The sequence below is a fragment of the Acinetobacter gyllenbergii CIP 110306 = MTCC 11365 genome (assembly GCF_000413855.1).
Taxonomy (GTDB): Bacteria; Pseudomonadota; Gammaproteobacteria; order Pseudomonadales; family Moraxellaceae; genus Acinetobacter; species Acinetobacter gyllenbergii.
Genome location: NZ_ATGG01000020.1, coordinates 60,619 through 77,109, shown reverse-complemented (window position 1 = coordinate 77,109; position 16,491 = coordinate 60,619). Strand labels below are relative to the sequence as shown.

General features: G+C 41.2%; 14 protein-coding genes. 8 read left to right on the top strand and 6 right to left on the bottom strand.

What is annotated here, in order from left to right:
* Positions 1 to 184 precede the first annotated feature (184 nt).
* The 5 genes from F957_RS07585 to F957_RS07605 all read left to right on the top strand — a co-directional run bounded on the left by F957_RS07585 (position 185) and on the right by F957_RS07605 (position 8,321).
* A complete protein-coding gene (locus F957_RS07585) occupies positions 185 to 1,594 on the top strand; it encodes a hypothetical protein (protein ID WP_016660431.1) in 1,410 nt (469 codons plus the stop codon).
* A gap of 247 nt (positions 1,595 to 1,841) precedes the next feature.
* The gene (locus tag F957_RS07590; RefSeq protein WP_016660430.1) at positions 1,842 to 3,983 is read left to right on the top strand and encodes a hypothetical protein; all 2,142 of its coding nucleotides are present in this window, start codon (positions 1,842 to 1,844) and stop codon (positions 3,981 to 3,983) included.
* A gap of 13 nt (positions 3,984 to 3,996) precedes the next feature.
* Positions 3,997 to 4,725: a DUF6160 family protein gene (locus F957_RS07595; protein ID WP_016541681.1), complete on the top strand. Its 729-nt coding sequence runs from the start codon at positions 3,997 to 3,999 to the stop codon at positions 4,723 to 4,725.
* Positions 4,726 to 4,754: 29 nt separating this feature from the next.
* The gene (locus F957_RS07600; RefSeq protein ID WP_016541682.1) at positions 4,755 to 7,178 is read left to right on the top strand and encodes a DUF6160 family protein; all 2,424 of its coding nucleotides are present in this window, start codon (positions 4,755 to 4,757) and stop codon (positions 7,176 to 7,178) included.
* Between the two features lie 123 nt (positions 7,179 to 7,301).
* Positions 7,302 to 8,321, top strand: coding sequence for a DUF6160 family protein (locus F957_RS07605; protein WP_016541683.1), 1,020 nt, complete (start codon positions 7,302 to 7,304; stop codon positions 8,319 to 8,321).
* Between the two features lie 62 nt (positions 8,322 to 8,383).
* Here F957_RS07605 and F957_RS07610 read toward each other — a convergent pair whose 3' ends face one another.
* Positions 8,384 to 9,313, bottom strand: a complete 930-nt coding sequence (locus F957_RS07610) for a tRNA dihydrouridine synthase (RefSeq protein WP_016541684.1) — start codon at positions 9,311 to 9,313, stop codon at positions 8,384 to 8,386.
* A 79-nt stretch (positions 9,314 to 9,392) separates the two neighbouring features.
* Positions 9,393 to 10,202, bottom strand: coding sequence for a cytochrome C assembly family protein (locus F957_RS07615; RefSeq protein ID WP_005205568.1), 810 nt, complete (start codon positions 10,200 to 10,202; stop codon positions 9,393 to 9,395).
* A 147-nt stretch (positions 10,203 to 10,349) separates the two neighbouring features.
* Here F957_RS07615 and ffh point away from each other — a divergent pair, with 147 nt between their 5' ends.
* Positions 10,350 to 11,759: a signal recognition particle protein gene (ffh, locus tag F957_RS07620; protein ID WP_004655358.1), complete on the top strand. Its 1,410-nt coding sequence runs from the start codon at positions 10,350 to 10,352 to the stop codon at positions 11,757 to 11,759.
* Positions 11,760 to 11,909: 150 nt separating this feature from the next.
* Complete coding sequence (locus tag F957_RS07625; protein WP_016541685.1) at positions 11,910 to 12,497, top strand: RBBP9/YdeN family alpha/beta hydrolase; 588 nt, start codon at positions 11,910 to 11,912, stop codon at positions 12,495 to 12,497.
* Here the strand turns inward: F957_RS07625 and F957_RS07630 are convergent.
* Together F957_RS07630 and F957_RS07635 are read right to left on the bottom strand one after the other, a co-directional pair.
* On the bottom strand, positions 12,467 to 13,210 hold the full coding sequence (locus F957_RS07630; RefSeq protein WP_016541686.1) for a pantothenate kinase: 744 nt from the start codon (positions 13,208 to 13,210) through the stop codon (positions 12,467 to 12,469). The genes F957_RS07625 and F957_RS07630 overlap by 31 nt on opposite strands.
* A 15-nt stretch (positions 13,211 to 13,225) precedes the next feature.
* Positions 13,226 to 14,002 carry a biotin--[acetyl-CoA-carboxylase] ligase gene (locus F957_RS07635; protein ID WP_016660429.1) on the bottom strand — a complete coding sequence of 259 codons (777 nt, stop codon included), beginning with the start codon at positions 14,000 to 14,002 and terminating at the stop codon, positions 13,226 to 13,228.
* Between the two features lie 6 nt (positions 14,003 to 14,008).
* Between F957_RS07635 and F957_RS07640 the strand changes: the two genes are divergently transcribed.
* Positions 14,009 to 14,809: a sulfite exporter TauE/SafE family protein gene (locus tag F957_RS07640; RefSeq protein WP_016660428.1), complete on the top strand. Its 801-nt coding sequence runs from the start codon at positions 14,009 to 14,011 to the stop codon at positions 14,807 to 14,809.
* Positions 14,810 to 14,815: 6 nt separating this feature from the next.
* Here the strand turns inward: F957_RS07640 and F957_RS07645 are convergent, their stop codons facing one another.
* Positions 14,816 to 15,358, bottom strand: coding sequence for a GTP-binding protein (locus tag F957_RS07645; RefSeq protein ID WP_016541689.1), 543 nt, complete (start codon positions 15,356 to 15,358; stop codon positions 14,816 to 14,818).
* 14 nt (positions 15,359 to 15,372) lie between these two features.
* Complete coding sequence (locus F957_RS07650) at positions 15,373 to 16,338, bottom strand: hypothetical protein (RefSeq protein ID WP_016541690.1); 966 nt, start codon at positions 16,336 to 16,338, stop codon at positions 15,373 to 15,375.
* Between the last annotated feature and the right edge of the window lie 153 nt (positions 16,339 to 16,491).

Sequence of the window (16,491 nt, the reverse complement as noted above, 5' to 3'; positions counted from 1 at the left end):
GCATTGAAATCAATTTACCTTTATGGGTCATTTTTATCGGATTGTGTTTATGGTTTAACAAAAATTTAGTTTATATTAAGCTGAGTTATTGAATGGCATCGGATGAAGCCATTACGTTTTTATAAGTCATCTTATGGGGATAAGAGTCTTATTTAAACTTTCAGGATTTAAAAGGATTTTGAGAATGAAAAGTAGAGGTTTAGCTATATTCCTTATGGGAACTATCGGCTTGTGCTTAAATTCAGCCTATGCCGCTTCCAATACAATGCAAAGTATGACGGATAGTGAATTGTCTGCAACAACTGGGCAGGCTTTAATGAGTTTGTCTTATGTTTCACCAACAGATTTGGCAAATAAAGAATCACATCGTTTGGGTGGAGATAAAAGTATAGGGTTCTATAAGCTCGGTTTAGAAGCTGAGATGGAGCTCAATGTAAATATTAAAAAGCTTCAGTTGGGTTGTGGCGGTGTTAATGGGCCAGGTGGTTGTGACATCGATATTGATTATCTGAGTCTGAGTGGTTTAGGTAATTCTGCGACATCAAATTCAGATAGTGCGGCAGATCGTGCGGCTCGTGCGGGTTCATCTGCGGTATTAACCAACCCATTTATTGAGTTTGCAATTAAGAATCCAGATAAAGCATCGACTCGTCAGGTGGTTGGGCTGAATTTAAGTGCTGAAAAAGCATTGGGATTGATTACTTTTGGCTTAGAGAATGGCTCACAAAAGAGTGGTATTAATTCACTCAGCGGTTATATGCAGATTGCACCGACTACAGGCATAGCCAATGTGAATGGTTTTGGCAATAGTCTAGTCTCCGGAGAAGCTGGTAAAGGGACATTAAAACAAACAGATGGCTATGATCCAATTTCAGGAGAGGTATGTTGTACATTGTTTGGTTCAGGTAATATCCCATTTACAACAACCAACTATAACTTAAATTTGCGAGATAAAGTCAGCGGTAGTAATACCCTAAAAGGAGATTTAATTTTAGGACAGCAAGAGATTACAGGAAAACGTATTACCAATGCGCCACTAACAGCGACAGCCAAGGTTCGAGATATTGCTTTGACTGGAACCATTGATGCAAATGCGACCGCGCTTGGTTTTATTAATGTTCCTTTAACTGGAAAAAACGTTACAGGGACCATTCAAAACTTAATGGTTGACGTGGCGATCAATGAGGATTTGGGTTATTTCCATAAAGCAAACCTGAATGGGACTGCGGCATCTTTATCGCTCCAATCTCAAAATATCCAATGGACCAGTAACAATTCTATTTCCCAGAATGGTTGGTGGTTGGAATTTACCAACCCAATTGATATTGGATTTATTGAGCCTGCTCTCTCTGTGGATATTCCGAAAGCAACATTGAATGAGGCCTTTAGGCAGGTCAGTGCATTTTTGAAAACGGACCAAGGTCGAATTTTCTGTGGAAATAATTTAGCGAGTGATTGTTTATTTGGTAGTGATATCCCTGTGGGTACAGTCAATTTAATCAATGCGACACGCCCACAAATGGGGTTAACCGATTTAGAGTTAGCCACCCAGAAATTTACGCCTAACTGTTATGGTTCACTGAAGTTTTGCTAAGCTTTATGCTTGCGATATAAAGCAGCTTAGGCTGCTCTATATTTATGCGCTTATCGGAAAAATGTAACATTTAGCCAGTTTGTTTTGCATTTGTGTAATTATTCGGCATAATAAATTCTGTGATGAGATAGACATGATTCGTCTATATTTTGAGTGATGCTAGGAAGCAGCGTTTAAAAATCACTCAGAGGGATGAAAGAAAAAATATAATGTAGGTGCGGAGCACTAGGTAATTAGGAAGGTCAAGATGGCTATACTCCAGATGGATTCATTTCAAAAGACGGTTTTAGCGAGCCTGATAGGACTATGTGTCAGTCAGTCTGCTTTTGCATTGCAAGAAATCTCAGATGAAGGTCTAAGCCAAACGATCGGTGAGGGCATTGCCTTACTTCCTCAGAATACTTATATGATTTTTCAGGGTGAAAAAGCGACGACGACGAGTGCGGACTTACTCAATCGACAATTAGATACGGGTTATATTAATTATGTACCTGTAGGGCCACTCTCACTGACCGCAACGGATACCAATAAGAGTGGAGGCGTAGATGCTGGAGATCGAGCTGTCGGTAAGGCCGACTTATTTTTATATGGTTTAGCGGTTTCCGCTTCGAATTCAGCACGTACAACCAATAATAATGAACGCGTCGGTTTAAATACTACTGGAAATGCAATTAATGCGATTAGTAGTTGGGGAACCGCAAGTAATCCATGGCTGTTAAAAGTTCAATCTGAAGCGAATATCCCAACGTTTACACCAGACGTTATTACGTCGAATGGAACTACGCCCAATACAGATACGGGTGTAGTGACCTATATGGCTTTGGAAGCACCACTCTATGAATATTATAATGACAATACGAGTGGTACAGGTGCGCCTACTGTAATTAAGACAGGAGCCGATCCTGTTGGTGCCAGTGCTTATAACTTAAAGTTAGGTTTATGGGCCGATGCCTTTGTGCGTAATCCTAATAAAACTGATGGCGCATCGGATCAGTTTCAATATGGCAATAGTGTGGGGCAAGTTGGTACAGATATTGATGCCAATCGCGCTAACCGTCTGCGTTTGCAGGGAATCTGGAATGGTTTTAGTTTAAATGGTAGTAACTTAAAGGTTTTTCAAACTTTAAATGGTGCTGGAAATACAGGAGGATTGAGTCCGTTTTATAACAATACATTGGGCTTGTCAGGTGTATTTCGTTTTAACAGCGGTGATGGTTCGAATTTAAAAGCGGGTATGACGATGAATGCCCCAACATCAACAAAAACAGATACGTTGCCAACACTTCCCGCAGGTCAAACCTGTACTGCTTGTGGCTCTGGGTCTGATATCTGGACAGCACGTTATAGCCCTGATCAAACGAGTAATCCGGGTTCGACAGGCGTCGTTCAATATCGTATTCGTAGTCAAACGACAAAAATTACTTCAACAGGTAACTGGACCGCACCAACGGGTCTAAATGATCGCGTACTACGTTTGAGTACGAGAGAAACAACAGATACGAATAATTTGGCGACACCTGCGATTCAAGGCGGTAGTGCACCTACTTTCGATGCAAATGAAGGCATTTTCATTTATAACTTAAATACCAACCTTGTTTTGGGGAACTTATACCAACCTGTAATTTTGGGTTCAGATGGTAAGAACTTTAGTTTGGAAGTTGCTCGAATTCCAAATAAAGAAAGTATTTATAAGAAAATTTATACCGATTATTCAGGTTTAGATCAAAGTTATAAAGGGTCAACCTGTAATGTATACCAGTGTGGTAGTAATATTAGCTTAGGTGGGAAAACCTATCAGGGTTCTAATGCAACTCACAGTAGTATTAGTATCGGAACGGTATATAGTGATGATGCAGGGAAAACACTTCAGGCATTTAAAGGAAATAGTACACAAGACGCCGTTGGTATTTCTTTTGGCTCTTTGAGTACTGGGGCGGTATCGAAAGACCAGTATTTCTATCAATTGCAAAATCAACAACGCACAAGTGTGAGCTGTAGCGGCTTATTTTGTAGTGGCTACCGTTGGCAATATCGAACCAGTAGTGGATCAACAACAGGAAGTAATGGGGATTATGGTTTACGCTTTGACTCAACCAATGGGGTAAATTGGGTCGATATTGATAGTACCTCTCTCTATAATCCAACCACAGCCAATACGGGCTATACTCGACAAGATAATGGCAATACCAATTCAAAATTTGTTGTTCCAACAACTGCCGGAGCATTACCGAATGCTCGTTTTGAAGATGGGAAGTGGTATACAACAAAACCAAATGCAGACATTAATACGTATAAGCTAAATACAGCTTCGCCAATGAACAATATGGGTTCAGCTGTGATTGATGGTGTATTGATTCAGCACCTTAAAATTACGACTACTGGGCTATAAAGGGAGTAATACGATGAAAAAAATCTCAACTTTACTTCTTTTATTAATGGCGACATGGACTCATGCTGAGTTAGAAGTTTTGGATAATGATGCTCTTCAAGCTGTTGAAGGGCAGGCAGGGGCAGATCTATCCTTGAAGCTGTCTTTGAACCAAGTTTATAACACGACAACTGGAAAGTATGAGTTTGATAATGGTTTGGGTGGCGTTTGTGCAAATTTAGCCTTTTGCCATCTTGGACTTTCTGTAAATAAGCGTTTTGTTAGAAATGGCAATCAACCTGTCAGTGATCCAACGCAAGCGAATCCCGCCAATAAAGTTTGGTTAGTCTTTAAAGGAATACAAGGGACCATCGATTTGCAAAAATTAGGTTTGGATGGCTTCGATTTAATTTACAATGATGACGGTGGTGCGGCAAAAACTAAACCAGCAATGCAATTAAGCATGGATGCGACAAAACCTATTTTAATCCGAAACTTTGGTTTCAATGCGCTTGCCATCGAGCAAGATGATTTTACCAGTTATTATGACAGTAATGGAAAACTAGTCGAAGGCTCTAATCCGACCACGCCACCAACAAGTGGATATGGTTATTTAAAAGCACCAACATATGCTGCTGATCATCCTTCTGTTTATGATCGTAATAAAGAAACAGGGTTTATGGGACTGAAAATGAATGGCAATTTAGCAATACAAGGAAATGTCATGATGTTTTCTTGTGATGCAAGTCATCCACGGTGCTAACCAAGTCTACTTTTCAAAGGATTGAAGTGATGAAAAATAAAAAATTAAATCATCGGACCATAAGTTTTGCTCTTAATGCTTTGGCTGCAAGTATTTTTTTCATTAGTCATTCTGCTTATGCATTACAAGCATTGGATGACAGTGCAATGCGCAGTGTAAATGGGCAAGACGGTGTCCATATTGAAACAACCTACGACAATATTAATGTCGATCAATTCTTTTGGCAGGACAATGCGGGTCGTGGAAGCGCAGATGCTGCTGGTACAACATTAAAAGCCGTTGCGAATAATTTTAAAATACAAAAAAATGCTTTAGGCGATCAGCTCGGTACAAATTATAAACTCAATACAGGCAGCAATGGCAATAAAACAGGTCTGGATATAGAGCTATCATCTAATCCCTCATTAATTACAATTGATTCATTCCAGATTTGTGATACCAACCGTTGCAGTAGTGATATTGGTAATTTAGCAATTCAAACAACCTCACCTTTAGATTTAAAGTTTAAGACCACAGATGGTTTATTTAGTAAAAATAGCCAAACATCTTTGGAGCTTGGCTTAAAAAATGCAACCGTCTATTTAGGACAGACTTCAAACAGTCAGCTCAATCAATTAATTTTGAAGAACTTTAACTTTAATTTTTTGGGTAAAGGTGTGATGTTTGTCGATGCCGTGGAAGGTATTAAGTTACAAACAAATAATGCATTGTTGAGTGGCGGCGCTGCAAATGCTTCATTAACTCAAACACCAAATAACGATTATGGCTATGTAGACTTTACCCGTGTTAAAGATACAGGTGCTGTGACTGCAGGTACATATTCTGATGCAGGAGTAGCAACAAACTCAGGCTTAAACCTAGAGATTATGTTGAATAAAAATGTAAACCCTAGCTCTCCTTACACACTTGATTCAACCAATACGCCATTGAATCAACAGGCTGCACCCAATAACAAAGCTCAAGGACTTATTCGAGTTGGCGCAAATGGACGTATGGTCAATGGTTCTTTACAGGTACGTGGTTTAAATGCAAATAATGCAGCGAATCCGACTTATGGGACCAATTATGGTAATCCAAATAATACCAATATTTTAGGTAAGACGACCGATAATAAAGCAATCATGGGAGACACGGGTATCGCTTTCCGTATGAAAGCTGAATTCACCAAAGATGGTGACTCCATGTTGGGAAGTGATGGTAAAGCCACGACTTTAGAAATTGGTGGGGCTGGATTAAATACCTATGGTTTTGAATTCGGTAACTTAACTGGTTTACAGCTCGGTACACGAGGTTCTTTTGATACAGGCAATGTTTATATCAATTTAGTTGATGCTAAATCTGTATTTTTACCAGCGAATTATGTGTTTCAAACATCTAAGTTTGGTAATGGTAGTTTCTTGACTCAAGATTCTGATTATATTCAGAATATTCATAAAGAGACAGGGGCGAACAATCCATTTAGTTTATTAATGGCAATCCGTGGTGCCGAGTTCCAAGCGATTTCAAGACGAGGGCGTTTTACCAATAGTGCTACGAGTAATCCTCAAGGTGGTTATGCGCCAATTAATGAACATACAGATAATAATTGGGGACTGGCTTTACCTTTTTATAATCTCAATGCCAACATGGCGATGTATGGCACGCGAATTAATGCAAATGAAGCCTTTTATTTTGACAAAAATGGCTTAAAAAAGGCTGTTGCAGACAGTGGGACTACACCACGGTTAGGTTTTTCATTGGGGATGAGCACTACTGGGGTCGATCGTGATGCCAGTTATAAAGCATTAGGGAACAAAACCACTTCAATTTTAGTGATTGATGGTGCGAAGAATTATTATATGGGACTGCGTAACATTGACATGTTATTGAAAGGAACTGGCAGTATTGGTCTAGAAAATGGCAGTTTTAACGCAACACTTAAGGATATGTTGATTGTTATGGCGGCGGAAGTCGCTGCTGGATATTTACCTGGCGCAAGTTATAGTGGTGGTGTTGCTCCGAGTAATAATTTTGCTTTAAGTAGTGATGTATTATTTGGTTTAAAACTTCGTGTCGGTGGCGATATGAATCTTTCTCTTATTCCGAATAACGAATATAAAACTGATGGTACAGGCAACGCACTAAATATTGTGGGTGATCTAAAACTTAATGCAGCAAGCAATAATACGATTCAAATTAGTGATCCTGTGGATGGTTCAACCTTAGGTTTAGACAATATACAAGGTGATATTGCTTTTAATAATGCAATTCAAATTAATCGAAATAGCGCTGGCGAAGGTGTGGCAAGTTTTAATGCAGGACTGACATTTAACCCGAATCGGACCACTGATGGTGTGTTTAGAACCAGAGATATTAACCTTTATTCTCCATCGGGCAGTGCTCAACGGTTAGGTGAAATGGCAATTACAGGTGGACGTTTGACCAGTCAATTTTCTATTATGCCTCGAAATTAGGCGCTAGCAGTTGATAAAAGCATTCAGTTCCACTTGTCTACTTGCTAAGAAAGTGATTGTGCTTGAAAAAGGTTATGCTAAGCTATAGTACATATTTTAAACATTTGTCTACGGATGAGGACAATGAATAAAAACAAAAAATTTGGATGTTTGTCATTATTACTGTTGAGTCCTTTATCAATGGCAATGCAGCCTATGGATGATCAAAGTCTTTCGGCTATGACAGGGCAGGATGGTTTAACGATTGGTGTCCAAGCAAATATTCAATTCGATCAAATGGCCATTATCGATAATGATGGCTTATCCTACGGCGGTTATACCGCACCGTCTTATACCAATCGTGCAGGTTTGGTGATTGCTGGTGTTGCAGGACAATCGACAGCAGCTCCTGTCAAAGTGACAGGTTTGAATGGTAGCGCTGAGACTACTTTAGGTCTTAGAGCTGCGATTGATACGGACGCTGGTACTGCTTCCCGAGGTGGTGCATTTGCCAATATTGCATTGGCTTTTAATAACAACGTAACAGGGCTTCGAATTTCTCCTTTATCGATTTATACCGCTGGTTCTTCATCCCTCTCTAATTTGAATGGCAGCACTTATACGCGCAATACGATTTTTAATTCAGGCACATTACTTAAAAGTGATGTAAAAGAGTTACTCCGTGTGGGTGGAATTGATATTGTTTTTGCTTCGAATAAGCCAACCATGAATATTCAGATGGGTGCATCTCCACAAGGACATATGGTGATGTTTGATGGAGCCATTGAGTCGATCTGTGGCACGGGTACGGGCTGTAATATTATGTTGGTGTCGGATTATGCAACATCTGGTGACTCGACGACTGCACCCGTTGGCGCAAGCTTTAATTTCAAATTGACCGGAAATAATGGGAATCCCTTTGGTTTAAAAGGCTTCTATGCTGGAATTTATGGTCCTACTGGGACGACGGATAAAGGTGGCGTAATTTTCGGAAATACCGGAACAAGTAATAAATTTGACTTACAGCTCAACAATGTTTTGTTAGGTACGAATAATGCTCAACAAGCAGGGACATTTAATAACTTACCTAATGCTTCGATTGGAAATATTGGCATGACAGGTGCATCAATAACCAATTTAAAAATGAAAGTCAGTGGAATGTAGCGACTAAATTCATTAAAAAAGCGGCCTCGGCCGCTTTTTTAATGAAGAGGTATGAACAACAATCAGCTTTGTTTTAAATACTGAATGATTTCATCAAGCTGTTTGATTTTTTTCACTTGTCCCCATAAGGCTTGTGCTTCTGGATAAGCTTTGGTCATCATCCCTAGCCATTGTTTATAACGTCCCACCATACCAATTTCAGTCTTGTATTGGCCGCTTAAGAAACGTAGTTGTAAGTCAACCAAATCTGACCAAGACAAAAGCGCCTGATCCATATTTTGGCGGATACACAGGGTTAAATCAGGGGTGGTGACTGCTCCACGTCCAATCATCAAATCTTGGCAATGTGATTGTGCTAAACAGGCTTTAGCATCGGCATTGTTCCAGATCTCGCCGTTGGCGATCACATTGATGTTTAAGGCTTCTGTAATGGGCTGAATTTTTTCCCAATAGGCAGGTGGGGTATAACCATCAGCTTTGGTCCGCGCATGTACAGTGAGCCAGCTTGCACCTGCGTCTTCAATCGCATGGGCATTATCTAGCGTATGATTTTCATCAAGGTAGCCCAAACGCATTTTGGCTGAAACAGGAATATGCGCAGGCACAGCATCGCGTACCGCTTTTACCAGTAGATGTACGGTTTCAGGCTCATCCAATAAAACAGAACCGCCGCGATGGCGATTGACTGTTTTGGCTGGACAACCGAAATTTAGATCAATAGCTGGTGCGCCCAGTTCTACGACTTTGGCAGCATTGGCAGCGAGCATATTGGGGTTGTTGCCAAGAAACTGTACATGTACAGGTGTACCTGCTGCAGTTTTACCCCCATTTTTCAGTTCTGGACAAAAGCTATCGTAGATATGATCTGGCAGGATGCTATCGGTAATACGGATAAACTCAGTCACGCACCAATCAAAACTGCCAACATGAGTGAGCACATCACGCATGATCGGATCAGTCAGACCTTCCATTGGGGCGAGTACAAGTTTCACGATTTATTACCTAGCGAAGCGAAAACAGCGTTATACGCATTTTAAGATAGGCTGTCTAGTTTTTATTAAAATGTAAAAACTAGCGCCCTAAAATCATTTCTAATACAAATTTACTGCCCATAAAACCAATGGCAAGCAGGACAAAACCAGTAATGGTAAAACGAATGGCTTTGCGTCCACGCCAGCCGAATTTGTAATGTCCTATGAGCAAGGCGCCATATAGGAACCATGAAATAATACTAAAGGCGGTTTTATGTGCCAGATGCTGGGCAAAAAAGTTATCAATGGTAAAGAAACCAAACAACAAGGCTGCTGTCAGCAGACCAAAACCTGTGATAATCAAGTCAAATAGCAGGGATTCCATCACTTGGAAGGGCGGCAATAAGTTGACCCAGATCCGTCGTTTTTGTTTCTTTTTTAGTTCTCGATCTTGGAACCATAACAATACCGCATGAATGGTGGCCATCAGTAGCACTGCATAAGCAGATAGCGAAAGAATGATGTGTAAATCTAAGCCCAAGCTATGCTGTTCAATAATTTGATTGGGTTGGCTAAAGGCAAAGCCCAAGATTAGGCCAAAGGCAGCAACAGGTGTACCGATCAGGTTCAATGGCAGAATTGGGCGGATCAGGCTCAAAATCAAACTCAGCGCTAACATCAGCCCTGAAGTAAATGACATCAGGTTAAAGACATCATAGTTCACCCCAATTGGCGTCATCATGTCTTGGTAGAGCACAGTACTATGCAGTACCAAGCCTAATCCAACCATCAGACCATAACACCAAAGATTTGGACTACGTTTTGACATCAATCGAATAAATAAATACCAAAATGAACTGGTATAGGCGATGAGTGCCAAAATTGTGTAAACCAAGGGGAGACTGATCATGTCAAACCTTTTTTAGGAGGATGAATAATATTCACCATATAAGATATAAATTCGCTTCGAACTACAGTATCCTATAGCATCTTACGCATAAATTTTCTATTTTAAGAAAGATTTTTTTGCAACTAGCCATTTTAAGCGGATTTCGCAATGTTTGATACCTTAACAGAACGACTCACACAGAGTTTAAGAAATGTTACTGGCTCAGGGCAGCTGACCGAAGACAATATTAAAGATACCCTACGTGAAGTACGTATGGCGCTTCTTGAAGCCGATGTGGCGTTACCTGTAACTCGTGAATTTATCGCGAAGGTGAAGGAAGAAGCGCTCGGTCAAGAGGTCATGACTCAGCTTTCTCCTGGTCAGGCATTTGTAAAGATTGTCTATGATGAACTCACCAAGATGATGGGTGAGGCAAATGAGACACTAGATTTAAGCGCAAAGCCACCTGTTGTTGTCCTACTTGCGGGTTTGCAGGGTGCGGGTAAAACCACAACAGCTGCAAAATTAGCGCGTTTCTTAAAAGAACGTCAAAAGAAAAAAGTCATGACTGTTTCTGCTGACGTATATCGTCCAGCAGCGATCAAGCAGTTAGAAACCGTATCCAATGAAGTGGGTGTGGGTTTTATTGCTTCAGAAGCAACTGAAAAGCCAATTGATATTGTCAATCGTGCCATTGAGCAGGCAAAAATCCAGTTTGCTGATGTCTTGATTGTCGATACTGCAGGCCGTCTACATGTCGATGAAGACATGATGGACGAGATTAAAGAATTACATGCTGCGGTGAAGCCGACTGAGACGCTATTCGTCGTTGATGCGATGACAGGTCAGGATGCTGCCAATACAGCAAAAGCATTTAACGATGCTTTAGCTTTAACCGGTGTGATTCTGACCAAAACGGATGGTGATGCGCGCGGTGGTGCAGCACTTTCTGTTCGTGCCATCACAGGCAAACCAATCAAGTTCTTGGGGATTGGTGAAAAGCTAGATGCACTTGAGCCATTCCATCCAGATCGTGTTGCACAACGTATTTTGGGTATGGGTGACGTCCTTTCTTTGGTCGAAGAAGTTGAACGCAAAATCGACAAAGAAAAAGCCGAAAAAATGGCGAAGAAATTGCAGAAAGGCGGAACCTTCAACTTTGAAGATATGCTGATGCAATTTGAGCAAATGAGCAAAATGGGCGGCATGATGGGCTTCTTGGACAAGTTGCCGGGGATGAGCAATGCGGGCATTCAGGATGCAATTGAAAAAGCCAACCCTGAAAAGCAAGTGAAGCGTATGGAAGCCATCATTCAGTCGATGACGATCAAAGAGCGTCGTAATCCTGATTTGATGAATCCGAGCCGTAAAAAACGTATCGCAGCAGGTTGTGGTATGGATGTAGCTGAGGTCAATAAGTTGATCAAGCAACAAGCACAAATGGCGAAGATGATGAAGAAATTCGCCAATCCATCAGGTATGAGCAAAATGTTGAAATCATTAGGCAATATGCAAAAGCAATTTGGTGGCGGTGGAAATATGGGCCCTTTATTTGGCAGCAATGACCAGAAAAAGTAAGTTCTAAACTTCCTAAAAAGGCGCGTGATGCGCCTTTTTTAATGCGGGTGTGTTGTATAAATTTAATACAAAACATCAACATTCAAGGTGCTTTAAAAAGAAGAAAATTAAAAATAAGTCTATGTTTTACATTGAAAAGTAGTGTTAAATATGTCACATAATTCAAAAAATAGCGTATTTATTCTGCATTGTGAAAATGCTGATCCAGAACAGCATTGGTATGCATGGTTAGAACAACAACTGAAAAGTGAGGATGTTTTCGTTGAACGGGTTTTTCTTGCGGATGCCAATCATCCTGAAGCAGAGATTTGGCAAACTTGCTTGGATGCACAGCTCAAGGGACTAAATGAACAGAGTATTGTGGTGGCACATGGCTTATCTTGTGTGGCTGTGGCTCGATTTCTCGCCAAACGACTCAAGCAGCATGCCGTAAAAGCAGGCATTTTTATTGCCGGTTTTCATGATCCTATTTCAAAACATCCTGAGTTCAACAGTTTTCTTGAACACTCCCATTTTGAAAGTGGTTTATTGCGTGTCAATATTCAAAGACGTCTGGTGTTCTTTTCTACTAATGATCCAGTGGTTCCTGTACCACTCACCTTTAAATTTTCAAATTTACTCAATGCCCAACTGATTGAGGTGGCTCAAGCTGGGCATTTTCGTACAGAAGATGGGTTTAGTGAGTTCCCTCAATTATTGCAAGTTGTTCAAACCTTGCTGAAAGCTGAGTTTAGTTGAACATAATGGCGCAAGCCTTTGAGTAATAAATCAGATTCAACTTGAGGTTGATAGTGGCTAAGGAATTTTGCAAATAAGCTCGCATCGCCACCAGTCAAAATCAGCTTCTTCGGCGATTGTTGCATAATTTGATCAATGCTGCTGATCAAGCCGAGCAAGATGCCGTGATGTACTGCATCCACTGTGTTATGGCCAGGTTTTAAATTATCAAAAGCAGAGTCTGGAATTTTAATGCCTTTGGTATTTTGAATCAGCGAATCTCGTTGTAGATATAAATTTGGCAGAATATAGCCGCCCAGATGTTGCAATCCTTCGACCAGATCAATGGTCAGGGCAGTGCCACAGCCAATCACACAAAAGTTTTCATTGGGTTTTGCCATGGCGAGGACTTGCAACCAACGGTCAATCCCGAGTTGGCTTGGCACATCATAGCCGCAGTGCAGTCCCGCATATTCAGCATGCACTTTGGCAAAAATAATTGGAATATCCAAAATGTCGAGAATCATGTGAATACGTTGATTATTTTCCGAATCCAAAACCGAAGAAATGCCGACACGACTTAAATTCTGATGACGAAAGTGCTGAATCAAACCGAGCAATAAATCGGCAGGTGACTGTAGGTGTAACTCGGCAGCATGTTCAATCACTTGATCATGTGCGGTGATCCAGTATTTTAAGCGGGTATTACCAATATCCAGCCATAAACTTTTCATTGCATCATCACTCTTTTAAATCGAGGCAAGACGTAAACGGCCTTGATAGAATTGTTGAAGCTGATCGGTTTTGATCAACACCGCACCGTCATTGGAAATCCCTTGAAATAGCCCCTGAACTTTACCGAGGGTATGTTCAAATTCGACCTGTTGATTCAACCAAATTGCATGATGGTTAAAACGTTCAGCTAAATTATAACTGCCATGTTCGAACCATTGTGCTGCTTGTTGAATTGCGGTGTAAAGTTCCGCAATCAGGGTTAAACGATCTACATGGGCTAAACCGAGCATGGCTAAAGAGGTGATCGGTTGGTCTGCATTTTCAACAGGGGGAGTACTTAGATTCATCCCTACACCGACAATGGCTTGATTGGGTGAAAGTGGTTCTACCAAGATTCCGCCCCATTTCCCCTGAGGGCTGTATAAATCATTGGGCCATTTGACCTGTAAGTTCAAGCCATGCAAGCTAGGCATCTGTAAGATATTTAACGCAACTTCAAGCGCTAAGCGACCATCCAGTGCTGTATTGGTTTGGATCAGTGTGCTTAAATAAATGTTGCCCTCAGGAGAGGCCCATTGTCGCTGGTGCTGACCACGACCTTGGGTTTGCTGTGCACTACAGACCAATCCTGTGGTCATCCCTTTTTGTGCAATTTCACGCATATCATCATTGGTCGATGTTGTGGTTGTTTTAAGCAGCACCACTTCTGGAAATTGATTTTTTGCGTTCAATAATTGCTGAAGCTGGCGGGTTGCGAAATCATCCATCATTTTTACAAGTAGAGTGGTCATGTGTTTATGGAGTTAATCATATATTTGCTGATTGGCGCAATTGCTGGATTTGCTGCGGGGCTATTTGGTGTGGGCGGTGGTCTAATTATTGTGCCGATTTTATATATTGTGTTCACTCAAATGAATTATGACCCCAATGTCATTATGCATATTGCAGTTGGAACATCCTTAGCAACCATTATTGTGACCTCGATTAGTTCGGTGATGGCACATCATAAAAAAGGGGCAGTGTTGTGGCCCGTATTTCGTAATTTGGCACCGGGCTTGGTGTTGGGTTCATTCCTCGGTGCTGGGGTGGCTGATTTGATGTCAGGGCAGCATTTACAGTTGGTGATAGGTGTCTTCGCCGTCTGGATGGCTTATAAGATGTTTAGAGGGGCAAATGCGGTGGTTGATCCAAATCGTCATCTTCCTTCAGCAGCGTTACAACTTGCTGCGGGTGGTGGCATTGGGGTGGCATCCGCGATTTTTGGTATTGGGGGGGGCAGCCTTACAGTACCTTATCTCAATCGTCATGGCGTGGTCATGCAAAAGGCAGTGGCAACTTCGGCTGCCTGTGGTTTACCCATTGCAGTGGCGGGGGCATTAGGCTTTATGTGGTTTGGTGCCAAAGAGCAGATTGAAGTGCCGAACACGATTGGTTATGTGCATATCTATGCTTTCTTGGGCATCAGTGTGATGAGCTTTATCACCGCAAAATTTGGTGCCAAAGTGGCACATCGTCTGTCACCAGCCATGCTAAAAAAATGTTTTGCAGGCCTATTGGTGGTGGTTGGCAGTTACTTTATTTATAAAGGTTTGCTCTAATCCGTTTTAGTGAGTGAGACCATAATGTACTTCAATGGTGGCAATCAAGGTTTCGACCAGAAGAAGTACATCATCTTGCTGACGTGCATCAATAAAGAATAGTGGGTAATTCAGTTCTTTGGCGGCCAGCCAGTCACGATACATGGATAAGGTGCGTTCTGGCATACGATCAATATGGGTAATTGCAATCACAATATTATGACTAAAGGGCTGAAAGGCCTGAAGATATTGCTCTAAATCTAATAAAGGGTTTTCGGCAGCGTGATCAATCATGACAATAGTGCCGATTGCACCTTTACAAATCACTGCCCAAATAAAATCGAAGCGATCTTGCCCGGGTGTGCCATATAAACCGACCTTGAGCCCGTCCTCCAAAGTCAGTTCGCCATAATCAATCCCAACAGTGGTCAGTAACTTGTCATGTGATTCGGTATCGGTGTTCAGTGCTTCGGTACTGAGGACTTCAATTTCAGATAATGCTTTGATTGCCGAGGATTTACCTGAACCCATGGTGCCACCGAAGACAATTTTATATTGATGTAAAATCATAGGGATGACCTTAATTAAAAGCCTAAACGATGGCGTAAGCGACCAAATAGTTTTTTCATAAAATGTTGTTCTGTTTCGCTTTGCTGAGTTTGCGGGCGATATTTTGCCTGTTGATCTTTAATCAATGTGCCACACTCTGCACCCAAACACGCCGCAACAAAGTGTCTGACCTTTTGTTCGGGCAGATTGAGTTGTTGTGCAACCATACTGATTTGCGCACCTTGGGCAAAACAAGCAGACATCCGTAAGATATCTTGGCGATCAAGCTTGTTTTTGGGTTGCGGCCAGAACTGCAGATAAAAACTCGAGGCAGAGGCGGGACATAATCCTTCAAAGTTCATGGAGGTCCAGAGTAAATGCCAGAGCCATTGTTTTAAGTCTTGCTGCGGTGCATCTAAAGTCCAATGCAGATCATTTTGTGTGGCATAGGTGTAGTTCAGGCTTGGGTCGGTTTGAAAAGAGTCAAATTCAGCATGTTGCCATAGCCATTGATTGCGTGGATCGGCAATGGCGAGTAGTCCTTGGTTATCAAACAGCTGAATCTTGCCATTTTTCGGATTCTGGATTTCTTGTAATACTTCTTTAATTTGTTTGCGCTGAAAGGTCGGAGTATCTTCAGTTTCGATATTTTCTGAGCTTTGATTTAAGCGTTCATTTAGATGAAGGCTGAGCCAGTGATGCAATGAATGGAGATGGTTCAAGGGCAGAAATAAGGTGTCATCTTCAATGGCGCTATTTTTATCAAGGTCATTGGCAATTTTCAGCACATTGATTTTATTGTTTTGCAGCAAGCTTTTAATATTGGGGGAATCAAAAAATAGCTGATTGATCATGAGGATATCCAGCTGCGGCTCGGCAATATTGCTCCAATTGATTTGGACATGATGTGGCACAGCCGTTTCAACCTGTTGTTTTAACTCATTCAAGGTTCTGAGACTGAGCCCAAAAATAGCAATATTGACCGCTTGATGAACACCCATGTTATGACTCATCTATATGTGTACTGAGTAATTCAGTAGGAGAATTAAAAGTGCGATATTTTTAATGAAAATATTATTTTTTGTGACTTGTATCAATTAAAAGGCGATGAAAGAAAATCTTTTCAGATGTGTGGTTAAGTTTTACTTGAGTAC

Bases quoted from the DNA above. Each gene is read 5' to 3' on its own strand.
- F957_RS07585 (WP_016660431.1), top strand. From the start codon at position 185: ATGAAAAGTAGAGGTTTAGCTATATTCCTTATGGGAACTATCGGCTTG.
- F957_RS07590 (WP_016660430.1), top strand. From the start codon at position 1,842: ATGGCTATACTCCAGATGGATTCATTTCAAAAGACGGTTTTAGCGAGC.
- F957_RS07595 (WP_016541681.1), top strand. From the start codon at position 3,997: ATGAAAAAAATCTCAACTTTACTTCTTTTATTAATGGCGACATGGACT.
- F957_RS07600 (WP_016541682.1), top strand. From the start codon at position 4,755: ATGAAAAATAAAAAATTAAATCATCGGACCATAAGTTTTGCTCTTAAT.
- F957_RS07605 (WP_016541683.1), top strand. From the start codon at position 7,302: ATGAATAAAAACAAAAAATTTGGATGTTTGTCATTATTACTGTTGAGT.
- F957_RS07615 (WP_005205568.1), bottom strand. From the start codon at position 10,202: ATGATCAGTCTCCCCTTGGTTTACACAATTTTGGCACTCATCGCCTAT.
- ffh (WP_004655358.1), top strand. From the start codon at position 10,350: ATGTTTGATACCTTAACAGAACGACTCACACAGAGTTTAAGAAATGTT.
- F957_RS07625 (WP_016541685.1), top strand. From the start codon at position 11,910: ATGTCACATAATTCAAAAAATAGCGTATTTATTCTGCATTGTGAAAAT.
- F957_RS07630 (WP_016541686.1), bottom strand. From the start codon at position 13,210: ATGAAAAGTTTATGGCTGGATATTGGTAATACCCGCTTAAAATACTGG.
- F957_RS07635 (WP_016660429.1), bottom strand. From the start codon at position 14,002: ATGACCACTCTACTTGTAAAAATGATGGATGATTTCGCAACCCGCCAG.
- F957_RS07640 (WP_016660428.1), top strand. From the start codon at position 14,009: ATGGAGTTAATCATATATTTGCTGATTGGCGCAATTGCTGGATTTGCT.
- F957_RS07645 (WP_016541689.1), bottom strand. From the start codon at position 15,358: ATGATTTTACATCAATATAAAATTGTCTTCGGTGGCACCATGGGTTCA.
- F957_RS07650 (WP_016541690.1), bottom strand. From the start codon at position 16,338: ATGGGTGTTCATCAAGCGGTCAATATTGCTATTTTTGGGCTCAGTCTC.